The organism is Rhizobium sp. USDA 3886 (assembly GCF_056279785.1).
Genome location: NZ_JBWCDC010000003.1, coordinates 1,737,362 through 1,758,068, shown reverse-complemented (window position 1 = coordinate 1,758,068; position 20,707 = coordinate 1,737,362). Strand labels below are relative to the sequence as shown.

Here is a 20,707-nt window from a genome sequence, read left to right as displayed (position 1 = left end):
GACAGCAATCAAGGCGGCGGATGATCCGCCGCCCAATTCCTCCGAGGGCGCCATGTTGAGATTCATTCGAAAACGCGCCGTGGCCAGTCTGATCTCACTTGTCGGACTGATCGTCATGGTCTTCTTTCTCTCGCGCTTGACGGGGGATCCGGCCGCGTTGTTCCTTCCGGTCGAAGCGTCCGCGGAGATGAAGCAGCAGTTCCGCGAACTGCATGGGTTGAACGATCCCCTGCTGACGCAGTTCATGCGTTATGTCGGCGACGTCGTGACTGGCGATTTCGGCGAATCCCTGCGAAAGGCCCGTCCGGCGCTCGGTGTCGTGCTGGAGGCCTTTGTCTGGACCCTCTGGCTTGCCGTCATCACGATGTCGCTGGTCACGGGTGCGGCCATTGTCGTCGGTTCGCTGGCCGCCTTCCGCGCCGGTGGATTCTTCGACAGGCTATCCTCGGTTATTTCGCTCATCGGTGCATCCGTCCCCGATTTCTGGCTGGCCGTGGTCGCGATCGTCGTCTTTTCCGTCAACCTCGCCTGGCTGCCGACCTCCGGCACGGGCTCCCTCCTGCACTGGATCATGCCGATCTCGGTGCTGTTCATCCGGCCCTTCGGCATCATCGTGCAGGTCGTGCGCGGCTCGATGATCGGCGCGCTGTCGTCAGCCTATGTGAAGACGGCACGCGCCAAGGGCGTTAAATCCGGGCCGATCATCTTCGTTCATGCGTTGCGAAACGCCATGCTGCCGGTCATCACCGTGATCGGCGACCAGGCGGCGAGCCTGCTGAACGGTGCCGTTATCGTCGAAACCATTTTCGGCTTTCCGGGCGTCGGCAAACTGATGATCGATTCCATTTTGCAGCGCGATTTCAATGTCGTCCTAGCCGCCATCCTCGTCACCGCGCTGGCGATCTTCCTCATGAATCTGTTGATTGACCTTGCCTATGCGCTACTCGATCCCCGAATCCGGCACTGAGGAACGCTTCATGACCTTACAGACCATCGATGCCGCCATCACCGAAGAACCGCATTTTGCAAAACGCATGTTCCATATGCTGCTTGCCGACAAGTTCGCGCTGTGTGCGGCGATCTTCGTGCTATTCATTATTGTCCTGGCTGTCGTCGGGCCGAGCTGGCTCGGCGATCTTGCGACCAGGCAGAACCTTCGCGGCCGCAATGCTGCGCCCTTCGATTGGGAACGCGGCTGGGTCTGGTGGATGGGCGCGGATGCGCTCGGCCGACCGCTGCTTGCCCGCATTGTCGTCGCCACGCAGAACACGATAATGGTGGCGGCAGGGGCCGTTGTTCTCTCCGCTGTCGTCGGCACGGTGCTTGGGCTCATTGCGGGCTTCTCCTCGCAGCGGGTCAATCAGGTGATCATGCGGCTTGCCGACGTCATCATGTCCTTCCCGTCTCTGCTGATCGCCGTAATCGTGCTCTATATTCTTGGCTCGTCGATCCTGAACCTGATGCTAGTGCTGTCGGTCACCCGCATTCCGGTCTATCTCCGGACCACGAGGGCGGAAGTGCTGGAAATCCGTGAGCGCATGTTCGTGCAGGCCGCCTATGTGATGGGGGCGTCCTCGAAGCGCATCCTCTTCCGGCACATTTTGCCGGTAGTGCTGCCGACGCTGACAACGCTCGCCACGCTCGATTTCGCGTATGTGATGCTCGCCGAAAGTGCGCTCTCCTTCCTCGGCATCGGCATCCAACCGCCGGAAATCACCTGGGGCCTGATGATCTCGCAGGGGCGGCAATACCTTACCAATGCGTGGTGGTTGTCCTTCTGGCCGGGCCTTGCCATCATTCTCACCACCATGTCGCTGAACCTCCTGTCGAACTGGCTGCGCATCGCGCTTGACCCGGTGCAGCGCTGGCGCCTCGAAATGAAGGGTCGCAAGAATGGCTGACCATCTCCTCGAAGTCCGCAATCTCTCGGTCGAGTTCCACACAGCGATGGGCGTGGTGAAGGCGGTTCGTGACATCTCCTACCACCTCGACCGCGGCGAGACGCTGGCGATCCTCGGCGAGAGCGGGTCCGGTAAGTCGGTCTCGTCATCGGCGATCATGAACCTCATCGACATGCCGCCCGGCCGTATCAGCTCCGGGGAGATCCTGCTCGACGGCGTCGACCTTCTGAAAATGCCGGCGCATCAGCGGCGCGAGGTAAACGGGCGCCGCATCGCGATGATCTTCCAGGATCCGCTGAGCCATCTCAACCCGGTCTACACCGTCGGCTGGCAGGTCCGCGAAGCGCTGACCACGCATGGAACCAGCTCCGCCAAGGCTCGGGCCGAAGCCCTGCGACTTATGACGCGTGTCGGCATTCCGGACCCCGAGCACTCGCTCGACAAGTATCCGCATGAATTCTCCGGCGGCCAGCGCCAGCGCGTCATGATCGCCATGGCGCTGGCGCTTCGGCCCGACCTCCTGATTGCAGACGAGCCGACAACGGCACTCGATGTGACCGTGCAGGCGGAAGTTCTCGCCCTGCTCAAGGAGTTGCAGGAAGAGACCGGCATGGCCGTGCTCATCATCACTCACGATCTCGGAGTCGTCGCCGAGATCGCCGATCGGGTCGTGGTGATGGAAAAGGGCGTGCTGGTCGAGACCGGCACGGTCCGCGACGTCTACAAGAACCCGCAGCATCCCTATACGAAGAAGCTCATCGCCGCGGCGCCCGGCAAGGGCGAGATGCACAAACCGGTCTCCCGTGCCGAACCTGTTCTCGTCGTTCGCAACGTCCACAAGCGCTATGGCTCATTCGATGCGCTCAAGGGCGTTTCCTTTGACCTGATGCCCGGAGAGACAATGGCCATCGTCGGCGAGAGTGGCTCGGGGAAGTCCACGCTCGCTCGCATCCTCCTGCGTCTCGACGAGCCCAACAGCGGCAGCGCGCATTGGAAGGGCCGCGATCTTTTCACGATGTCTCCGGCCGAGCTCTACAAGCTGCGCCGTGATTTGCAGATGGTCTTCCAGGATCCGACGCAGTCGCTCAACCCGCGGATGACCGTCTATCAGCTGATTTCCGAGGCCTGGATCATCCATCCGGAGATCCTGCCCAAGGCGAAATGGCGGGCGCGCGTGGCCGAACTGCTGGTACAGGTTGGCCTCGGTCCCGAACATATGGGGCGGTATCCGCATCAATTCTCCGGCGGTCAGCGCCAGCGCATCGCCATTGCCCGGGCGCTAGCGCTCGAGCCGCAGCTCATTATCTGCGACGAGGCCGTGTCGGCGCTCGACGTCTCGGTGCAGGCGCAGGTCATCGCGCTGCTCGACAAACTGCGCAAGGAGATGGGCATAGCCTTCATCTTCATCGCCCACGACCTGCCGGTGGTGCGCGATTTCGCCGACCATGTCATGGTCATGCAGAAGGGCAACGTCGTCGAAGTCGGCACTGTGCGCGAGGTCTTCGACACGCCGCGGCAGGACTATACACGCGCCCTTCTCGCCGCTGGCCTCGACCCCGATCCCGACGTGCAGGCCGCCCATCGCGCCGCCCGCCTTGAACGCGCCTTCTGAGCGCTCCATTCAGAGGAACATTCCCATGACCAAACAAGCCTTTGTGGCCCTCGTGACCTGCTTCAACGAGGACGAGACCATTAACTACCAGGCGACCCGCGCCCAGGTCCGCCGTCAGGTCAAGGCCGGCAACAGCATCATGTGCGCCGGCACCAACGGCGATTTTTCCGCGCTCACCTTCGAGGAGAAGGTGCACCTGACGGAAGAAGTGGTCGATGAGGTTGGCGGCCGCGTCAAGGTGATCGTCAATGCCGGCATGCCGGCGACCTTCGAAACGGTGAAATTGGCGCGCGAATTCGATCGCATTGGCGTTGACGGCATCGCCGTCATCACACCCTTCTTCATTGCCTGCACGCAGGACGGCCTCATTCGCCATTTCTCGACCGTCGCCGATGCGGTGAAAACCCCGGTCTATCTCTACGACATTCCGGCCCGAACGCAGAACCACATCGAGCCGGAGACCGCCCGCGTGCTGGCCGGCCACGGCAACATTGCCGGCATCAAGGATTCCGGCGGTGCCAAGGAAACGCTGGAAGCCTATCTCGCCGTCGCCAAGGGCATCGGCGGCTTTGAGGTCTATTCGGGGCCGGACAACCTGGTGCTCTGGGCGCTGCAGAACGGCGCTGCGGGCTGCATTTCTGGCCTTGGCAACGCCATGCCTCACGTGCTCGCCGGCATTCTGAAGGCTGTCAATTCGGGCGACATTGCCGAAGCTGAACGTCAGCAGGCGACCTTCGCCGCTTTCCGGACGGACCTCTACGCGCTCGGCTTCGCGCCGGCGATGGTCAAGCGCGCCCTTTATTTGCAGGATGCCTCTGTCGGCGCCAGCCGCCAGCCCGCGCTGTTGCCGAACAAGGAACAGGACGCCCAAATTGCGGCAATCCTGCGCCGGTACAACCTCTCTAAAACCGAGTAAGGTTGGATCGCGCTGAGGTGAAAAGCAGATCGACAGCCTCCGGAAGTGCTGGACGAACTCAGTGGTATGGCCACCGACGCGTCGGGCTTTCACAAAAGCGAAAGAGCCGAAGAATTGGTCAGGGCGAAAGGGGCATGGCTCTTGTTCCTCCCGCCTTATAGTCCTGACCTCAACCCCATCGAAAACGCATAAGGCGGGAACCTCTGAAGGTGAGCTTCCGTTGACACCTCATGTCGGCCATAGCGCGTTGATATTGCTGGCCCGATAGATGACACGAGATGAATCAGAAACGTGCACACATCCGATGGACGGACCTGCCGCAGGAACGACGCCGGCGCCTGGTGAGGGTGCTAAACACGCTGATACAGCGGCATTTGACGGCAGATCGGGAGGCTAGAGATGAACGCGGAACCGAGCCCTCTCGAATTCGACCTACTGGAGAAGATCCAGGCCCGTAATAATGATCGCCAGGCCATTGTTTACGTCGGGCAATCGACGGTCCGGGAGGTTGAGCACAACCGGGAATCGACGCGGTTACAATATGCTTTGGCAGACAGGGCCTGTCGGCTCGGTTGGCGGCGAGAGCAAATTGTGGTCATCGACGATGATCTGGGTCGATCAGGGGCATCGGCGCTCGACAGACTCGGCTTTCAACGGCTCGTCGCCGAGGTGGGACTTGGCCATGTCGGAATGGTCATCGGTATTGAGGTTTCCCGTCTCCCACGTTCCAGACTCCAGCCAGAAAGAAATTTCCCGATTGCCCGCGACCGGAAATACTCATTTCTTTTATCTATTAAGTTTATAGACAATAGTCTGTTTCACCATTCGAATTGGAAAGGAAAACAGATGGCCGCTCTGCGACTGGTTGGGATTGCCGGCAGCTTCAACCGCCCTTCGAAGACTTACGCGCTCGTTCAAGACGTTGCGGATCGTGCGGCGCAAAGATATGGCTTCGACCGTACCATATATGATCTGCACGATGTCGGCCCATCGCTCGGCCCTTCGCTACGGCGAAAGGATCTGGACGATCAGGCGAAGGGCGTCATCGATGCGATCGTCAGCGCTGACGTGCTCGTCATCGGTTCGCCGACGTACAAAGGGTCCTATCCGGGTCTCTTCAAGCATTTGATCGACCTTATTGATCCCCACGAATTGCGCGCAAAGCCGATCATCATCACGGCAACCGGCGGCGGCGACCGGCATGCTCTGATGGTCGAGCATCAATTGCGACCACTCTTCGGGTTCTTCATGTCCCACACTCTGCCGACAGCCTTATACGCATCGGATCGCGATTTTGCCGATTACAAGATCTCGTCGGAGCCTCTCTCAAAGAGGATTAGCGAGGTTGTGAGCGAACTTGCGGCTTTCTTTCCCGTAGCCAATCCGATTCTCGCGGCCGCCGAATAGCGTTCAGCGGCTTGATATCTTTTACCGGATACGGGATGCATCCGATGCAGACAAGCCTGCGCCCAGCCGCGAAATATTGGCGCGGAATTTCGAGTTGTGACTTGCGAAGGGGTGTATCGTGATGAGCAGGATACTCATTCTCCCCGGCTCCCCGGCCTCTTTGGATCAGGCGAGACGCACTGGCAGCACTATTGGCTGAAGGAGCATCCCGACAGCCGCCTCGTCGAACAGGAGGATTGGGATAGGGGCCCCGTTTGCACGACTGGATGCTCAGACTTGAGGAGGCGCTAGCCGAGGAGGACGATTCCTATAGTCTCGGTTGCGTTTTGGCCGCCCGGCTGGCAGGACGGCTATCGGCTCAGCGTGTCAAGGGTGCTCTTCTTGTTGCACCATGCGATCTGCCATCGACCGAAGCGCTCCATCCCGGCCACCTGCACTTCGGCACGATGCCGACCAAGGCGCTGCCCTTTCCAAGCATAGTCGTCGGCAGTCTCAACGATAGTTACATGAGCCTTGACCAGTTGACGATGTTTGCGCGCCTCTGGAAATCTGACCTCAGGAACATCGGATTGGGCGGACACATCAATGTTGCAAGCGGTTTCGGGCGCTGGCCGAGCGGATACGGTCTGCTTGCGACTTTGAAGAGCCGCTGCCGCCATCGGCGGAAGGTTGAACCTACACTACTGGTCACCAATGTTTGAAGCGTCCAACCGGATTCAAGCCGCTTGCCGTCGGTGACGATGAGCGTATATCGCTAGCGGGAAATAGAATTCAAACCGAAATCCAACGATAGAGGAACCGACCCATGAGCCTTCGTATCAACGATATTGCACCAGATTTCTCCGCCGAGACGACGCAGGGACCGATCCGTTTCCATGAGTGGATCGGCGACGGCTGGGCGGTGCTGTTCTCGCATCCGAAAAACTTCACGCCGGTCTGCACGACAGAACTCGGCGCAATGGCCGGACTCGAGCAGGAATTCAGCAAACGTGGCGTCAAGATCATCGGCATATCCGTCGATCCGGTCGAAAGCCACGGCAAGTGGAAGAACGATATTAAGACGGCCACCGGATTCGATGTCGGCTATCCGCTGATCGGCGATAAGGATCTCAATGTTGCCAAGCTCTACGACATGCTGCCGGCTGGCGCAGGCGAGAGCTCCGAAGGTCGCACGCCGGCCGACAATGCCACCGTGCGTTCCGTCTTCATCATCGGCCCCGATAAGAAGATCAAGCTCATCCTCACTTATCCGATGACGACGGGCCGCAACTTCAACGAAATCTTGCGCGCCATCGACTCCATTCAGTTGACGGCCAAGCACCAGGTGGCGACGCCGGCAAACTGGCAGCTGGGCGAAGATGTGATCATAACGGCCGCTGTTTCGAACGAAGATGCGATTACGCGCTTCGGCTCCTTTGACACCGTCCTTCCATACCTGAGAAAGACGAGGCAGCCGGCCGGCTAATCGCAAGAGGTCACGCTCAAGCCGCAATTGATGTTCGGACGGCTGGATGGGGCTCAAGGGAGGGGCCCCATAGAGCCACCGCAATTGAAGTTTGGCGCCTCTAATGAATGGTGAGATGCGCCACCGTTCCTCTCGGCCAGCGACATTCGTCAGCCCGCCCCGCCATCCTCTTCGAATACTTCCGGAAGAGTGTGGGCGAAAATGGAGTCCACCACGACCCGGCGCCGCCAACCGACGATATCGCCAGCGGCATCAAGGAGAACCCGCACCTGCTGTGCCTCGAGCGGCCGAAACTTGCAGTGCTGAACGTCGTCTTCGCGGCGCCAGATCATCTTGACTGGACGGCCTTCCACTTCCTTGGGCGGGGACACGGCGTCTACGGTGAAATCGGCTTCCGCCTTACGGCCGAAGCCGCCGCAGACCACGAACAGGGATAGTTCGGCTTGCGTCGCGCAATCCAGGCATCAAGCCCCTCGCGCAGATCGGCGGTTGGTGCCATACGGGCGAATTGTTCGCCCTCGACCAATAGCCCCTCCGCAATACTCAGGTTGATACCGCGCGTTACCGCCGTCAGAATACTCGCGGCTGCCAACGGGGAATGACGCATGATGCGTCGTGCGAGCTCATGCGCCGCAAGCCTCAGGTCGTCATGCGGGACCACCTGGTTGACCAGACCAAGTTCGAGGGCGCGCTGCGGCGAGAACGTGTCGCCCGTCAACAGCAATTCGAGCGCGCGCTTGCGTCCGGCCAACCTCGGCAGGCGCTGCGTTCCGCCAAAGGTCGGCGGCATTCCGAGATTGATCTCGGGTTTGGCGAACAGGGCACGTTCGCTGGCGATGGCGAGCGGGACAGCCTCGGTGATCTCGCAGCCTCCGCCAAAGGCAAGGCCGTTGACAGCCGCGATGACGGGTTTGCGGAACGCTTCCAGTCTCGCCGTCAGTCGCTGCCCGCGGGTGACGAAATCGCGCATGGCGGCATCGCCGCCGCGCGCCACGCTTTCGGAGAATTCGTGGATATCGCCGCCTGCCGAGAACGCACGCTCGCCCGCGCCGGTCAGGATGACTGCACGAACCGAGTCGTCAATTTCTATGGCGTCGAGGATCGCGAGCAGTCGGTCGATCAGGGCGTAGTTGAGCGCGTTGAGTTTTTCGGGGCGATTGAGCGTGAGGGTGGCCACTCCATCGCGGCTCTCGATCAGAACAGTGTCGGTCATTCGGTTTCCTTTCCGGCATGCTGAACCCGCTGAACATGTCACCAGCCGACGCTTGTGTATATTCACTAGTCGGTATACACGATTGCATGGCCTCAGATACGATCCCGACGCGCGAACGCATTATCTCGGCGGCAGCCAAGCTGTTCTACAACGAGGGCATCAGAAGCGTCAGCGTCGATGCGGTGGCCGAGAAGGCGGGCGTCACGAAGCGTACCCTCTACTATCATTTCGCGAGCAAGGACGACCTCATAGGGGCCTATCTCGAAGCGCGCGACCAGCCCAATCTCGCTTTGTTCAAACGCTGGTTCGCGGAAACCGAGGGTGAACCGGCAGACAAGGTGGAAGGCATCTTTCGCAATCTTGCCCGCTCGGCCCGCCACCCGAAATGGAAAGGCTGCGGTTTCCTGCGTACCGCGGCGGAACTCGCCAACATGCCCGGCCATCCCGCGATGAAAATCGGGACTGCCCACAAGAAGAAAGTCGAGGACTGGCTACGGGTCATTCTTGAGGCGGCAGGAATCGGGACAGGAGCGCCGCAACTTGCCCGACAGATCGTCCTCTTGCTGGATGGCTCGTTCGCCCTCGTTCTGTTACATCGCGATCCGGCATACATCGAAGCCGCGGGGGAAGCGGCCCGGTCGCTGATCCGTACCGCGAGCGCAGACAAGTAGTCGGACTTTCTAGACCGCCGTCGGGGCGAAAACCGGCATCACGCAGGATCGAGTGAACTTCCGCTCTTTGCTCGTTCCGATGGGAGTCGAAGAGTAAAGTTCCGCCCTCCCGCGCGGAAGCACGTCGGGCTGTTCATGATTTGAACTTTCTACCGTATATCGGTTCCCTTTTAATGTTCAGGGGCCGGAATACGGATCGGAAGCAATCCGTGACTTAACTTCCGCTAAAAACGCCGGTCCGATTTCCGGAACCCCAGTTCAGCACCTCTGTCATTGTGAATGTAGATAAGATAATCTACATTTATTTTCAGTTTACCTACATGGAGGGTCCATGCCAATCAACGTCAACAATCCCGAAGCGGACACGCTTACGCGGAAGTTCGCGCATATGGCCGGCGTCAGTATCACCGACGCGATCGTCATCGCCATGAAAGAGGCGATCGAACGCCGGCGGAAAGTCGAGACTCCGCTTCAGACCGCCGCCCGGCTCCGCGAAAAGCACGGGGTTACGCTCGGCTCTTCGGCGAGAAAACCGCTTTCGCGCGAGGCTTTTGACAAAATGTGGGAAAACTGATGTTCGTCGATGCCTGCGCCATCATCGCGCTCTTCTCCGACGAGCCGGAGGCGGAGCGTGTTTCTGATGCTATTGTGGCCGCGAAGGACGCTTTCACGTCCCCGGTCGCAGTGATGGAGGCGGTGCTCGGCCTCGCCCGCCCCGACAAGTTCGGTCTCGTCGTGGCAGAGGTAGAGCCCATCGTAATCGAGTTCCTCGACGAACGCGGGATCGAAGTCCGCGATCTTCCGCCCGCGAGCGAAACGACCCGTCTCGCTCTTTCCGCTGCGCATCGCTATCGTTCGGGCCGCCGCCTCAACCTTGGCGATTGCCTCCACTATGCCTGCGCAAAATACTTCGATGTACCCATTTTGGCTACGGCCGATGAGTTCAGACAGACAGATGCGCGCACCGTGCCCTGACACGCCCGTCTATAATCGGGGGCATCCATACATGATGGATATCATGAAGCTCAGCTGCCTATATGGCGTTATCGACGATGACGAGCGCTCGTCCCTGTGAGCAGGTTTCGATGCGGGCCGCCACTTTGTAGATGTCGCGGAGCATTTCGGCCGTGATGACAGCCGATGTCTCGCCGCTGATCGCCATCGAACCGTCAGCAATCACGATCGTATTCTGACAGTAACGAAGAGCGTGGTTGAGGTCGTGGAGAGCGACCAGCACGATCATGCCCTTGCGTGCGGCCAGATCGGAGATGAAGGTAAGGACATCCACCTGGCGATGCAGATCGAGCGCCGAGGTCGGCTCATCCATGAGAAGAACCTCGGGCTGGCGCACGAGCGCCTGCGCCAGCGAGACCAACTGCCGCTGCCCGCCGGAGAGCTCTCCAAGCTCACGGAACGCGAGATCCTCAATCCGCAGTGCTTTCAGGACGACGTCGATTTCCGCGAGCTCATCGTCGTGAACGCGCCAGCCGCTGCCCTGCTTGGCCGACAATAGGATCGATTCATAGACCGTCAGCACCGCGTTGGCTCCGGTATCCTGCGGCATGTAGCACACCGTTCTCGGTCCGCGCTCCGTACCGGAGAGCTCGACAAGCCCCGGCCCGGGGATCAACGAGGCGATGCGTTTGAACAATGTCGATTTGCCCGCGGCATTGGGGCCGATCACCGCCGTCACGCTGCCACTCTGGAGCAGGTCCGTGCTAACGCTGGAAAGCACCGTCCTGCGGCCGTATGCGGCGCCGACGTCCTGAAGCGCAAGCGCTACCATGCGCGCCTCCGGTTGCTGAATATGAGGACGAAGAAGAAGGGAACGCCGACCAGCGCGGTGATCACGCCGATCGGAAGGATCGCACCGGGAATGAGCATCTTGCTGACGACCGACGTCACCGACAGGAGAAGTGCGCCGCAGATGACGGCTCCAGGAAGGAAAAAGCGCTGGTCTTCTCCAACCAGCATGCGGGCGATGTGCGGTCCGACAAGCCCGACGAAGCCGATGGTGCCGACGAAGGAGACCGGAATTGCCGCAAGTAGGCTGACGATCATCATCGTCTGCAGCCGCAGCCGGCGGACGTTGACGCCCATGCTGGCTGCCTTGTCATCGCCGAGGCGAAGGGCAGTCAGCGCCCAGGCATCCTTCATGAAGAGAGGTACGGTGACGAGAAGTACGGCCCCGGTGAAATAGACCTTGGCCCAGGTGGCCTTCGTCAGGCTGCCCATGGTCCAGAAGACGACCGCCGCAAGCGCCTGTTCGGAGGCCAGATATTCGAGGAGGGAGAGGGCCGCGTTGAACGTGAAGACCAGGGCAATGCCGAGCAGTACGATGGTTTCGACGCTGACGCCGCGCATCGTTGACGCGAAGTGGATGAAGAGGGCAGCGACCATCGCCATCACGAAGGCATTCAGCGGCACCATGTATTCGATGGCGCCGGGAAACAGGGCCACACCGCCAACGAGCGCGAGTGCTGCGCCGAAGCTGGCGGCCGCCGAAATGCCCAGCGTAAAGGGGCTTGCCAGCGGATTGGAGAGGATCGTCTGCATCTGCGCACCGGCGACCGAGAGCGAGGCGCCAACGGTGACCGCCATCAGCGCGATGGGCATGCGGATATCCCAGATGACGACCCGCAGTTGGTTTGCGACGTCGCCGGGGCTGAAGATTGCCGAGATCACCTCCGAAAGACCATAACGCGCCGGGCCAAGCGCCATGTCGGCCGCAACACTGAGGCACAGCGCGGCAACCAGTCCGCTGAGGATCAGGATTCTGCGTGCCGCAAGCGCGCGATATCGCTCGCGCCCCGCCGGTTCGATAAGTGTTTCTGTTGCCTCGGCCATCAGTTCGATCCTCGTTCCAGCGACACGAAATACCCAGGCTTGAAGGTGACTGGAAGGAACTTTTCGTGGAATTCCTTGAACGTCCCGTCGGGATCGAGATCGGCAAACAGCTCGGGATGAAACCACTTCGCGAACTGCTGGATCGGATAGAATTCGTATGGTGCGCCGTAGAATTGGTGCCACACGGCGTGAACCTGTCCGTTCTTGACAGCCTTCAGCGCCGGAAAGGGCGTGCGCGTCATCAGCTTTGTGAGCCTATCGCGTGCGAGCGACATATCCGCATTACGACCCACCGGGACGAACTGGTTGATGTCGGATTCGGCTTTCCAGTTCGAGCCGGTGACAATTACATGTTCGGGATCGGACACGACGAGCTGTTCTGGGTTGAGATCGCCGAAGGTCGTGGCAAGGACATCGGATGCGATATTGTGGCCGCCGGCCTCTTCCACCATGGCACCGAAATTGACCGGCCCGAAGGTGCGGCAGCAGTTGTTTTCCCCGGAAATGCCCGGCGCCCGCTCGACAAAGACGTTCGGGCGCTGCAGGTCCTTGATCTTTGCGAGCCTGTCGGTCACGCGGGCGATTTCAGCGCGCCGATAGGCAATGAATTCCTCGGCGCGATCTTCGGCGCCGAACAGTCGGCCGAGCAGTTCGATCGACGCCTCGGTGTTGCGAACCGGATCGAGGCGGAAATCGAGATATACGATTTTTATACCGGCGGCGGCTGCCTGTTCCTCGAAACCGCTTTCCTTGGCGGATTTTTCAGCTTCGAGGTTGAGGGTGATGACATCGGGTGAAAGCGCAATTGCAGCTTCGAGGCTGAATTCGCCCTGCGGCAGGTAACCGAAACGCGGCAGGTCGGTAATCTGCGGAAAGGCCTCCGCATAGGCTGCGTAGCTGTCTGGATCCTTCTTGATCAGATCATCACGCCAGCCGACGATCTGATCAAAGGTCTTGTCACCCTTGAGGGGGGCGATGACATGGATCTGGCGTGCCTCGCCAACGATGACGCGTTTTGCCGGCAGGTCGATCTCGAGCGTGCGGCCGGCAACATCGGTGATCTCGGCTGCAATGGCGGGTGCCGAAACCAGGACAAGAAGGACGGCGGCGATGTGTCGGATTGCAGAAAACCGCATGGGGCGCTCCTATCGACGCGGAATCGCATCGGCGACAGAAATGGGCGGGGCCGGCGGTTCGCTTCAGCGCCGCCGGCCCGGTTACTCATGCTCACTCGTCCTTCAGCGAGACGAAATATCCCGGCTTGTAGTCAAGCGGCAGGAAGCGGGCGTGCAGTTCCTTGAAGGTCGCTTCGGGATCAAGATCGGCAAAGAGGTCCGGATGAAGCCACTTTGCGATCTCCTGGATAGCGACGAACTGGTAGGGATTGTTGTAGAACTGATGCCAGATCGCATGAACGTTATTGTCTGCGACGGCCTTGACGCCGGTGAAGGCGGGCCGCTTGGTCAGTGCTTCGAGCTTGCGATGAGCTTCCTTCAGATCCGCGCCATAGCCAACGCCAACCCAGTTGCCGCCAGGCACATACTTGTCCCAGTTGCCGCCGGTGACGATGACCTGATCCGGATTGGACGCGATGATCTGCTCCGGATTGACCGTTCCGAACGTGCCGGGGATGATGTCTTTGGCCATGTTGGTGCCGCCGGCAATTTCGACCATCCTGCCAAAATTTTCGTTGCCGAAGGACATGCAGCAATCCTCGGAATAGCCGCCGGCGCGCTCGACGAAGACGACAGGCTTCGGCGGGTTGGCCTTTTGAAGCACATCGGCAACTTGGCTGATGCTGTCGGCGCGAAATTTGATGAAGTCTTCGGCGAGCGCTTCCTTGCCCATCAGCCTGCCCATGATGCGCATGCTGGGTTCGGTGTTCTCCATCGGCTTTTCGCGGAAGTCGACATAGACGAGCGGAATGCCGACTTTGCCGAGCTTTTCGATGTATCCGGCTTCTTCGGTCGCGGTTTTCGCGTCGATATTCATTAGGATCACGTCGGGCTTCAGCGCAACGGCCTGTTCGATATCGAAGGTGCCGTCCTTCATGCCACCGAAGGTCGGCAACTTGGCGATTTCGGGATATTTCGCGAGATAGGCGTCGTAGGATTCAGGGTCGGCCTTCGGCAGGTCATCGCGCCAGCCGACGACATGTTGAAAGGGTGCCTCCCTATCGAGTGCCGCGAGAAAATAGATCTGCCGGCCCTCACCGAGGATCATGTGCTTGACCGGCGCATTCACCTGGACATCGCGCCCGGTGACGTCCTTGACGGTGATCATGTCGGCAAGTGCCGGCCAGACCGCGGTGACGACAAGGCCCATTGCAAGAACGGCCGCTTTGCCTGTAATGCGCATCAATGTTCACTCCGTGGAAAACTGAAATGCCGTCTATTATTTTATGAATGTAATCGTCAAGTTATATCTATTAGAACGATTTCAAATTGAGACTGACAGGGACGATGGCAGTGGACGGACAAATGGCAGGCGGTGAGAATTACGGGCTTCGTGACGAGATCAAGGCCTACTGGTCGGCCCGGGCCGAGACTTTCGACCGGTCGCCGGGTCATGAAATTTTCAGCGAATTGGAACGGGAAGCCTGGCATCGGCTCATCGTGAAGCATCTTGGGCCCGGAGAGGGACGCCGTGCGCTCGATCTTGCGAGCGGCACCGGCGTCATCTCCCATCTCATGGACGATCTCGGCTTCAAGGTGACCGGCCTCGACTGGGCCGAGCCGATGCTGGAGCGTGCCCGTGCCAAAGCCAATAGCCGTGGCCGCACGATCAGTTTCCATATGGCGGATGTCGAAAACACCATGGAACCGGATAGCGCTTATGACGTCATCGTGACCCGCCATCTGGTGTGGACACTGGTCGATCCGGAAAAAGCCTTTGCGGAATGGATACGTGTGCTGAAGCCTGGCGGGACGCTGCTGATCGTCGATGGCGATTTCGTCAGCGCCAGTTTTGCCGGTCGGCTGGTGAGGCGGGTGATGAAATTGCTCGAACGTGCCGGCCTTCTGAAGGCCGATCCGATGAATGCGCCCGGCATGGCCGAGATCCATACGAGCATCCTGTCACGGGTCTACTTCTCAAAGGGCGCGCGGGCCGACCGCATCGCCGCGCTTCTGAAGAACGCTGGCTACCAAGATGTCCGGATCGACGAAGACCTGCGGGACGTGCACAGAGCCCAGGCCCGCCACTGGAACTACCTCAAGGCGCTTTCGAGAGGCCTGCAGCACCGCTACGCGATAAGCGCATGTAAACCTCGATAATTCTTTGAGTTCAACGTGGGGATGGCTGGGCGTTGGTCCTTTATGGTCGCAATAGGTTGACGGCAACACAAGCGGTGTGGCAAGCGTCGTCCCAGCGTTTTATGCTTATGCTGTGGCTCTGACACTTCGGTCCGTCGATGCATCCCAGATTCCTCAAGACATTCCTCGCAGTCGCCCGGCAACGAAATTTCACCCGGGCCGCCGAAGAAGTTCATCTCGCCCAATCGAGCGTGAGTGATCAGATCCAGTCCCTGGAAGCTGAACTCGGCACGGCACTCTTTACCCGATCGAGGTCGGGTCTGGAACTGACGCCGGCAGGCCAAGTATTAAGTTCCTATGCCGAAGACATACTGATGCTGTCAGACGAAGCCCGCGCCGCCGTAGCGGCAGTCTGTGCGCAAAAAGCTGGGTCGGTAACGATCGGTGCGCTTGAGACGATCGCTTCGGTGAAGCTGCCAAGATGGCTGTCCGGATTTCAGCACCATCATCCTGACATCAATATCAAGCTGAAGGTCGCCGGCAGCGGTGATCTGCGGCGAAAGCTCGAAGCGGGCGAAATCGATGCCGCCTTCTGCTTTGATCAAAGCGGCCCTGACGAACGTTTCGCCAAACGGGCAATTGCCGCAGAGCGATTGGTCCTCATTGCGCCTCCTGGATGTGAATTCGCATCGACGAAACCGGACTTGGCCACGCTCGCCTCGGCGAGCTTCGTGGCGACTGAAGCCGGATGCGTCTACCGGTATCTGTTCGAGAAGGCATTTGAAGAGGCAGGCGCAGCGGCACCGAGGATTGGAGCCGAAGTTGGCAGCATAGGCGCAATTGCACAGTTGGTGGCGGCGGGCGCGGGCCTAAGCCTGGTTCCGCGCCTTGCGGTCGTCGAGGCCCTTTGCCGCGGCGAAGTAAGTGAGGTGTCCTGGCCGGGCATGCAAGCAGTTTTGCTTGTCATGATCTGGCGGCGCAGACGTGTTCAGCCACCGGCCCTGAGATTGTTGCTGGCAGCCGCGAGCGGAAGATTTGCGCCAGCTAAATCAGCCGATGCCCACCCTCGACATGCAATACCGTCCCTGTCGTGAAGCCATTGCCCATCAGAAAGCCGATAGCGTCGGCGATATCGTCCGCCCGTCCCACGCGTCCGACCGGCAGCCGTTCTGCCATGGCGCTCAATGTGTCGTCCTTCTTGTCGCCGGCAACGACTGTCCAGATGGGTGTGTCGACCCAGCCGGGAGAGATCGCATTGACACGAATTGGTGCGAGTTCAACCGCAAGCGCCCGGACCAATCCTTCCAGCGCCGCATTGACGGCAGCAACAACCGATCCGCGTGCGGATGGACGATAGGCCGCGATACCGGAGGTGAAGGTAATTGAGCCGTTGGCGGAGAGCAGGGGACCACCATGCTTTGCCAGCAGCAGCGGTCCGTAAATTTTGCTTTCGACGACCCTTTGCGCGGCCTTCAGATCGAGCGAAGGCAGCAGCTCGTAGGCTCCTTCGATATCGGCGGCCGTGCTGACGATATGGTCCAACCAACCGATCCGCCGAAACAGATCGGCGACCTGATCCTCGTGTGCTATATCGATCGCGGCCGTGCGAAGCGCCTCGGGGTTCTGTAAATCCTCGCTGACGCGTCTCAGTTTATCGGCGTTCCGTCCGGCAATGATGACCTCCGCACCGGCGGCGAGAGAGCGTTTTGCTAGCGCCAGGCCCATTCCAGAACCGCCGCCGACAATCAAAATCCTTGAATTCGAAATTTCAGCCGTTGCCATGTCTCTACTCCTGCCGGTGATCACTGCAGACGAGAATTGGCAGAGAAGGTCAAAGAGAGAAAACGGGGAAAAGCGATAGCATCATCGGAAGCCCCGATGATGCGCAAAAGGTATTTGGGATCCGATGTATGACCTGGCCAGGGCTCGTCGCAACTTCGAGATTGTCCCATGACAATCCAACGCGCAGCGGACATTCCATTCGTTCTCTGGATACAGCTCAATCGAGCCAGATATTTACGAAGACACTAATGTGTGCATAAAATAATATTAATGCAAACGCAGCCGCACAAGTCGGAGGAGACTTGTCAATCGGGGAGAATGGCGCATTCTTCGTGAATCTCTGTGCGGCGCAGCCGTCTATTCTGCCTCGGTCAAAGCATCGCCTAATCCTGGAGAGTTGCGTGTGACTGCATCCGTTGTTTCCGGCCAGTTTAGACGATGACCGGCAACCTGCACGCCTCCCGTTTCAGCATCTTCGAAGCCAACGTTGATGAACTGCGCGAACACTATGCCAATACGTTGAAGCCGGTCCAGGTTAGCCCGATCGACCGCAGCAGTACCATGTCGGTGGAAGATACCCATTTCTCCATCGGAGATTTCGACATCTGGTCGGGCCTGTGCCTGTCTGGAATGGAAGTCAATTTCTTGGAGCCGCCGGATGCCTACGTGCTCTATGTTCCGATAGCGGGTGCGATGGAGATGACTGGCGGCGGTCATCAGCTCACGTCGACGCCCGGGACGCTTCTGGCTGCAGACCTCTCAAAGGCCAACATACTGCGGCTGCATAACGAGCGCAGTCACATCGGAATCGCTTTCAGCCGCCAGTCCGTCACCCGCCAGCTTAGCGAACTTCTCGATGCGCCGGTCATCCACGATATCGAGCTCTTTGCCGAGTACGATGCACATTCGGGTGCGGGTGCGAAACTCGCCGCGATGGTGCAGCTGCTGTGGAACAATCTGATAAGCGAATCGGCGGTTACCATCTCGGCGCGTTCCACGGAGTTCTTCTTCCGAACGATCATGGTCACGCTTCTCGAAAACGTGCCGCATCGCTATTCGGCGTTGCTGGAACGCCCCGTGTCGCCTGCCATGCCGCGGCAGATGAAGCGGGCCATCGACTACATGATGGCCAACATCGCAACGGCCGTAAGCGTCGAGGAGATCGCGCGCGATGCAGGTGTCAGCGCCCGCGCCCTCCAGGCCGCGTTCAAGCAATTCAAGAATACGACGCCATTGAACTACCTCCGCCAGCTTCGCTTGGAGGGCGCGCGAAAAGACCTCCTTCTCGGCCACCAGGACGGCGTACCGATCTCCGATATCGCCCGGCAGTGGGGCTTTAGGCATGTCGGGCGCTTCTCCATCCTCTACCGAGAAACGTTCGGGGAAATGCCGACGGAGACACGCCGGTTCGCAAGAGCCGGAAAGTGACGGCCAGGCAAATTCACGGCTATCGAAATGTGACTAGTGCTCACGGGGACCGCCCATCGAGATAGGGGTGGTCGATGGGCGGCCGATGCTCAAGCTGGCGGCTATCACGACCGCCGCATTCACCGCTAAAACCTGCCCGGCCGAATGCCGAACATCAATGCTTTCGGCCCCTTGTTGCCGGTTCATTTCTGACTTTCCTGCGTGTTTCGTATAGGGAATTCGCTATGCGTACATCGCCCGCACCGCGGCGGTGCGCCGCCAAGGCTATGGTGCCAGCAAAGATGCCCAGCCTTTGACGGCCGCCGCCATGCTCGCCTGATGGTCGGCGAACGAGAAGCCTGATATCTTCTTTCTGGGCCTCAGATCATGGTCGCCGTCTTCGAGCCAAACCAGTTCTATCTTGTCGGATATCTCGTAGGCTTGAACGTCCTGTCTTGTGCCGAACTGGTCCCGCGTTCCCTGGACGATCAGAGCCGGCGTCTTCAGCGTTTCGAGATGCTTCGTGCGAAGCTCATCAGGCTTGCCTGGGGGGTGAAACGGATAGCCGAGGCAGAGGAGCCCGGCGATCTTGCCTTTGGCGAATAGCTCGTCGGCAACCATGCTGGCAACGCGGCCGCCCATCGATTTTCCGCCGATGATCAAAGGGCCGCGCGTGCCGAGCCGCTCGACTGCGGCAACATATTCCGGAATGAGCTTGTCGGCGCGGGGCGGCGGCTTGCGGCCCGCGGGCGTTCGCCTTGCCGCCATATAGGCGAATTCGAACCTGGCGACCCGAAAACCGCCGGCCGCGAGAGCTTCAGCCGCAGCCGTCATCGACGCCGAATCCATCGCCCCGCCAGCGCCATGCGCAAGCAGGACTGTAAACTCGGCGTCGTCGGGGCCGTTTATCAAAAGGCTATTTTGCATCGCTGATTCATAGACGGCCGGCCAGACTTTGTCATCGGACGCGTCGGACGAGAATAAATTCGCCAATACGATGAGTTCGCCATTTACTTCCACCAGATTTGCGCAGCATATTAGAATGTTAGCAACTACGAGGAGAGGGGCATTCGAACAACTCGATAAGTGCGCTCGGATGACTCCGATTCTGGGTCAGGGAGGACCAATTATGAGGCGAATTTTGTTGCTCGCGGCATCGACCGCGACGGTATCGCTCGGCGTCTCGTTTGCCTTCGCGCAATCAGGCAGCGTCGAGAAAGCGGTTGGCGGTTACGGCTTCGAGGAAGCCGCGAAGGAGGCGGCAGGCACGAAGGATTTCCATTCGGCCGACGGCCATCTGACATTCGCGATTGTGACGCATACGGCTGGCAATGGATTCTTCGACCCTGTCTATGTCGGCGCGACGGTTGCCGGCAACCTGATCGGCGCCAAAATCCTGCTGCTAGGCTCGGAATCACCGACCGACGATCCTGCCCGCGAGATCGAAATCCTGAACCAGATCGTGCAGGACCCGACGATCGACGGGCTGATCATGACAACGCCGCAGGCCGGCGCCTATAACGACATCGTCAAAACCGCCGAAGCGAAGGGCATCCCGGTTGCCACGACGAATTCCTTCGATGGAACCATTCTCAACCGCAATAGCCTGAGCCATACCGGGCAGGACGCGTCCGCGGCCGCGATTGCCGGCGAGGCGCTCGTCAAGTGTCTGGCAGACAAGGGCATCGAGAAAGGTTCGATCGTGCTGCCCTCGTCGACGGCCATGGGAAACATTGAGGTGAACAACCGTGTGACATCGGCTTTCAACGCGATCGTCAAAGGACTTAAGGACGCGGGCAAGCTGGAGAACTTCAAGGTCGATGCGGGGCCGGAGAACACCGGCATCGACACCAACCCGAATGATCCGGTGAACGGTATCGTCACGCTGTTTGAATCGCGCGGCGATGTGGTCGGCGCCTTCGCCGGCAACAACGTCTTCACGCCCGCCCTTGCCAAGGCCGTCGCCCAGACCGGAAAGGCTGGCAAGATCTGTGCCTACGGCTTCGATCTCGGTCCGGCTCAGCAGGATGCATTGAAGAGCGGCGACCTGACCGGCGCGCTCGGGCAGCAGCCGTTCCTGCAAGGCTTCTGGCCGGTCATGCAGCTTTATCTGCAGATCGATCGCGGCATCGCGGCGGCCAATCTCGATACGCGTGCCCAACTCGTGACCCAGGAGACTGTGGGAGATGTCGGCAAACGCTTCGAGAATTGATGTCACGCGCAATGCTCCAG

21 protein-coding genes and 2 pseudogenes are annotated in these 20,707 nt (G+C 59.7%); 16 read left to right on the top strand and 7 right to left on the bottom strand.

Annotation, left to right across the window (positions count from 1 at the left end; genetic code table 11):
• Positions 1 to 52: 52 nt before the first annotated feature.
• From ACZ9BX_RS31345 to ACZ9BX_RS31305, 9 genes and pseudogenes are all read left to right on the top strand, one after another.
• Positions 53 to 967: an ABC transporter permease gene (locus ACZ9BX_RS31345; protein WP_086998778.1), complete on the top strand. Its 915-nt coding sequence runs from the start codon at positions 53 to 55 to the stop codon at positions 965 to 967.
• 10 nt (positions 968 to 977) lie between these two features.
• Positions 978 to 1,901 (top strand): ABC transporter permease, encoded by a 924-nt coding sequence (locus ACZ9BX_RS31340; RefSeq protein WP_132568848.1) that lies wholly within the window; start codon positions 978 to 980, stop codon positions 1,899 to 1,901.
• Positions 1,894 to 3,513: an ABC transporter ATP-binding protein gene (locus ACZ9BX_RS31335; RefSeq protein WP_476222147.1), complete on the top strand. Its 1,620-nt coding sequence runs from the start codon at positions 1,894 to 1,896 to the stop codon at positions 3,511 to 3,513. Before ACZ9BX_RS31340 ends, ACZ9BX_RS31335 begins: the two co-directional genes overlap by 8 nt.
• 25 nt (positions 3,514 to 3,538) lie before the next feature.
• Positions 3,539 to 4,429: a dihydrodipicolinate synthase family protein gene (locus ACZ9BX_RS31330; RefSeq protein ID WP_476222146.1), complete on the top strand. Its 891-nt coding sequence runs from the start codon at positions 3,539 to 3,541 to the stop codon at positions 4,427 to 4,429.
• 45 nt (positions 4,430 to 4,474) lie between these two features.
• A pseudogene (locus tag ACZ9BX_RS31325) lies at positions 4,475 to 4,618 on the top strand (transposase); the annotation flags it as partial.
• Between the two features lie 657 nt (positions 4,619 to 5,275).
• The gene (gene msuE, locus ACZ9BX_RS31320; RefSeq protein WP_476223098.1) at positions 5,276 to 5,836 is read left to right on the top strand and encodes an FMN reductase; all 561 of its coding nucleotides are present in this window, start codon (positions 5,276 to 5,278) and stop codon (positions 5,834 to 5,836) included.
• A 111-nt stretch (positions 5,837 to 5,947) separates the two neighbouring features.
• Positions 5,948 to 6,537, top strand: a pseudogene (locus ACZ9BX_RS31315) (RBBP9/YdeN family alpha/beta hydrolase).
• A 104-nt stretch (positions 6,538 to 6,641) separates the two neighbouring features.
• A complete protein-coding gene (locus ACZ9BX_RS31310; protein WP_086998793.1) occupies positions 6,642 to 7,301 on the top strand; it encodes a peroxiredoxin in 660 nt (219 codons plus the stop codon).
• Between the two features lie 107 nt (positions 7,302 to 7,408).
• Entirely contained in the window at positions 7,409 to 7,738 is a 330-nt protein-coding gene (locus tag ACZ9BX_RS31305) for a hypothetical protein (protein WP_476222145.1), read from the top strand.
• Here ACZ9BX_RS31305 and ACZ9BX_RS31300 read toward each other — a convergent pair.
• On the bottom strand, positions 7,678 to 8,514 hold the full coding sequence (locus ACZ9BX_RS31300; RefSeq protein WP_476222144.1) for a crotonase/enoyl-CoA hydratase family protein: 837 nt from the start codon (positions 8,512 to 8,514) through the stop codon (positions 7,678 to 7,680). The two genes, ACZ9BX_RS31305 and ACZ9BX_RS31300, sit on opposite strands and share 61 nt — an antisense overlap.
• 86 nt (positions 8,515 to 8,600) lie before the next feature.
• Here ACZ9BX_RS31300 and ACZ9BX_RS31295 point away from each other — a divergent pair, with 86 nt between their 5' ends.
• The 3 genes from ACZ9BX_RS31295 (at position 8,601) to ACZ9BX_RS31285 (ending at position 10,160) form a co-directional block, all read left to right on the top strand.
• On the top strand, positions 8,601 to 9,185 hold the full coding sequence (locus ACZ9BX_RS31295) for a TetR/AcrR family transcriptional regulator (protein ID WP_027509531.1): 585 nt from the start codon (positions 8,601 to 8,603) through the stop codon (positions 9,183 to 9,185).
• 331 nt (positions 9,186 to 9,516) lie between these two features.
• Positions 9,517 to 9,759, top strand: a complete 243-nt coding sequence (locus ACZ9BX_RS31290) for a type II toxin-antitoxin system VapB family antitoxin (RefSeq protein WP_086998802.1) — start codon at positions 9,517 to 9,519, stop codon at positions 9,757 to 9,759.
• Positions 9,759 to 10,160: a type II toxin-antitoxin system VapC family toxin gene (locus tag ACZ9BX_RS31285; protein ID WP_476222143.1), complete on the top strand. Its 402-nt coding sequence runs from the start codon at positions 9,759 to 9,761 to the stop codon at positions 10,158 to 10,160. Before ACZ9BX_RS31290 ends, ACZ9BX_RS31285 begins: the two co-directional genes overlap by 1 nt.
• A gap of 58 nt (positions 10,161 to 10,218) precedes the next feature.
• Here ACZ9BX_RS31285 and ACZ9BX_RS31280 read toward each other — a convergent pair whose 3' ends face one another.
• From ACZ9BX_RS31280 to ACZ9BX_RS31265, 4 genes are all read right to left on the bottom strand, one after another.
• Entirely contained in the window at positions 10,219 to 10,971 is a 753-nt protein-coding gene (locus tag ACZ9BX_RS31280) for an ABC transporter ATP-binding protein (RefSeq protein ID WP_476222142.1), read from the bottom strand.
• Positions 10,965 to 12,032 carry a FecCD family ABC transporter permease gene (locus tag ACZ9BX_RS31275; protein WP_476222141.1) on the bottom strand — a complete coding sequence of 356 codons (1,068 nt, stop codon included), beginning with the start codon at positions 12,030 to 12,032 and terminating at the stop codon, positions 10,965 to 10,967. The genes ACZ9BX_RS31280 and ACZ9BX_RS31275 overlap by 7 nt, the downstream gene beginning before the upstream one ends.
• Positions 12,032 to 13,168 (bottom strand): ABC transporter substrate-binding protein, encoded by a 1,137-nt coding sequence (locus ACZ9BX_RS31270; RefSeq protein WP_476222140.1) that lies wholly within the window; start codon positions 13,166 to 13,168, stop codon positions 12,032 to 12,034. The genes ACZ9BX_RS31275 and ACZ9BX_RS31270 overlap by 1 nt, the downstream gene beginning before the upstream one ends.
• Before the next feature lie 91 nt (positions 13,169 to 13,259).
• Entirely contained in the window at positions 13,260 to 14,390 is a 1,131-nt protein-coding gene (locus tag ACZ9BX_RS31265; RefSeq protein WP_476223097.1) for an ABC transporter substrate-binding protein, read from the bottom strand.
• Between the two features lie 122 nt (positions 14,391 to 14,512).
• On the opposite strand from ACZ9BX_RS31265, the gene ACZ9BX_RS31260 reads away from it, so the two are divergent.
• Positions 14,513 to 15,307: a class I SAM-dependent methyltransferase gene (locus ACZ9BX_RS31260; RefSeq protein ID WP_476222139.1), complete on the top strand. Its 795-nt coding sequence runs from the start codon at positions 14,513 to 14,515 to the stop codon at positions 15,305 to 15,307.
• Between the two features lie 137 nt (positions 15,308 to 15,444).
• Positions 15,445 to 16,380: a LysR family transcriptional regulator gene (locus ACZ9BX_RS31255; RefSeq protein ID WP_476222138.1), complete on the top strand. Its 936-nt coding sequence runs from the start codon at positions 15,445 to 15,447 to the stop codon at positions 16,378 to 16,380.
• Here ACZ9BX_RS31255 and ACZ9BX_RS31250 read toward each other — a convergent pair.
• Positions 16,331 to 17,068 carry an SDR family oxidoreductase gene (locus ACZ9BX_RS31250; RefSeq protein ID WP_476222137.1) on the bottom strand — a complete coding sequence of 246 codons (738 nt, stop codon included), beginning with the start codon at positions 17,066 to 17,068 and terminating at the stop codon, positions 16,331 to 16,333. The two genes, ACZ9BX_RS31255 and ACZ9BX_RS31250, sit on opposite strands and share 50 nt — an antisense overlap.
• Positions 17,069 to 17,506: 438 nt before the next feature.
• Here ACZ9BX_RS31250 and ACZ9BX_RS31245 point away from each other — a divergent pair, with 438 nt between their 5' ends.
• Entirely contained in the window at positions 17,507 to 18,496 is a 990-nt protein-coding gene (locus ACZ9BX_RS31245) for an AraC family transcriptional regulator (protein WP_132565927.1), read from the top strand.
• Positions 18,497 to 18,760: 264 nt separating this feature from the next.
• Here ACZ9BX_RS31245 and ACZ9BX_RS31240 read toward each other — a convergent pair whose 3' ends face one another.
• Positions 18,761 to 19,402 (bottom strand): alpha/beta hydrolase family protein, encoded by a 642-nt coding sequence (locus tag ACZ9BX_RS31240; RefSeq protein ID WP_476222136.1) that lies wholly within the window; start codon positions 19,400 to 19,402, stop codon positions 18,761 to 18,763.
• 202 nt (positions 19,403 to 19,604) lie between these two features.
• On the opposite strand from ACZ9BX_RS31240, the gene ACZ9BX_RS31235 reads away from it, so the two are divergent.
• Complete coding sequence (locus ACZ9BX_RS31235; RefSeq protein ID WP_476222135.1) at positions 19,605 to 20,687, top strand: substrate-binding domain-containing protein; 1,083 nt, start codon at positions 19,605 to 19,607, stop codon at positions 20,685 to 20,687.
• The last annotated feature ends 20 nt before the right edge of the window (positions 20,688 to 20,707 follow it).

Coding starts and splice junctions, on each gene's coding strand:
- ACZ9BX_RS31250 (WP_476222137.1), bottom strand. CDS start 17,068: ATGGCAACGGCTGAAATTTCGAATTCAAGGATTTTGATTGTCGGCGGC.
- ACZ9BX_RS31255 (WP_476222138.1), top strand. CDS start 15,445: ATGCATCCCAGATTCCTCAAGACATTCCTCGCAGTCGCCCGGCAACGA.
- ACZ9BX_RS31295 (WP_027509531.1), top strand. CDS start 8,601: ATGGCCTCAGATACGATCCCGACGCGCGAACGCATTATCTCGGCGGCA.
- ACZ9BX_RS31280 (WP_476222142.1), bottom strand. CDS start 10,971: ATGGTAGCGCTTGCGCTTCAGGACGTCGGCGCCGCATACGGCCGCAGG.
- ACZ9BX_RS31305 (WP_476222145.1), top strand. CDS start 7,409: ATGGTGAGATGCGCCACCGTTCCTCTCGGCCAGCGACATTCGTCAGCC.
- ACZ9BX_RS31335 (WP_476222147.1), top strand. CDS start 1,894: ATGGCTGACCATCTCCTCGAAGTCCGCAATCTCTCGGTCGAGTTCCAC.
- ACZ9BX_RS31330 (WP_476222146.1), top strand. CDS start 3,539: ATGACCAAACAAGCCTTTGTGGCCCTCGTGACCTGCTTCAACGAGGAC.
- msuE (WP_476223098.1), top strand. CDS start 5,276: ATGGCCGCTCTGCGACTGGTTGGGATTGCCGGCAGCTTCAACCGCCCT.
- ACZ9BX_RS31265 (WP_476223097.1), bottom strand. CDS start 14,390: ATGCGCATTACAGGCAAAGCGGCCGTTCTTGCAATGGGCCTTGTCGTC.
- ACZ9BX_RS31340 (WP_132568848.1), top strand. CDS start 978: ATGACCTTACAGACCATCGATGCCGCCATCACCGAAGAACCGCATTTT.
- ACZ9BX_RS31300 (WP_476222144.1), bottom strand. CDS start 8,514: ATGACCGACACTGTTCTGATCGAGAGCCGCGATGGAGTGGCCACCCTC.
- ACZ9BX_RS31240 (WP_476222136.1), bottom strand. CDS start 19,402: ATGCAAAATAGCCTTTTGATAAACGGCCCCGACGACGCCGAGTTTACA.
- ACZ9BX_RS31245 (WP_132565927.1), top strand. CDS start 17,507: ATGACCGGCAACCTGCACGCCTCCCGTTTCAGCATCTTCGAAGCCAAC.
- ACZ9BX_RS31310 (WP_086998793.1), top strand. CDS start 6,642: ATGAGCCTTCGTATCAACGATATTGCACCAGATTTCTCCGCCGAGACG.
- ACZ9BX_RS31290 (WP_086998802.1), top strand. CDS start 9,517: ATGCCAATCAACGTCAACAATCCCGAAGCGGACACGCTTACGCGGAAG.
- ACZ9BX_RS31345 (WP_086998778.1), top strand. CDS start 53: ATGTTGAGATTCATTCGAAAACGCGCCGTGGCCAGTCTGATCTCACTT.
- ACZ9BX_RS31260 (WP_476222139.1), top strand. CDS start 14,513: ATGGCAGGCGGTGAGAATTACGGGCTTCGTGACGAGATCAAGGCCTAC.
- ACZ9BX_RS31285 (WP_476222143.1), top strand. CDS start 9,759: ATGTTCGTCGATGCCTGCGCCATCATCGCGCTCTTCTCCGACGAGCCG.
- ACZ9BX_RS31275 (WP_476222141.1), bottom strand. CDS start 12,032: ATGGCCGAGGCAACAGAAACACTTATCGAACCGGCGGGGCGCGAGCGA.
- ACZ9BX_RS31270 (WP_476222140.1), bottom strand. CDS start 13,168: ATGCGGTTTTCTGCAATCCGACACATCGCCGCCGTCCTTCTTGTCCTG.
- ACZ9BX_RS31235 (WP_476222135.1), top strand. CDS start 19,605: ATGAGGCGAATTTTGTTGCTCGCGGCATCGACCGCGACGGTATCGCTC.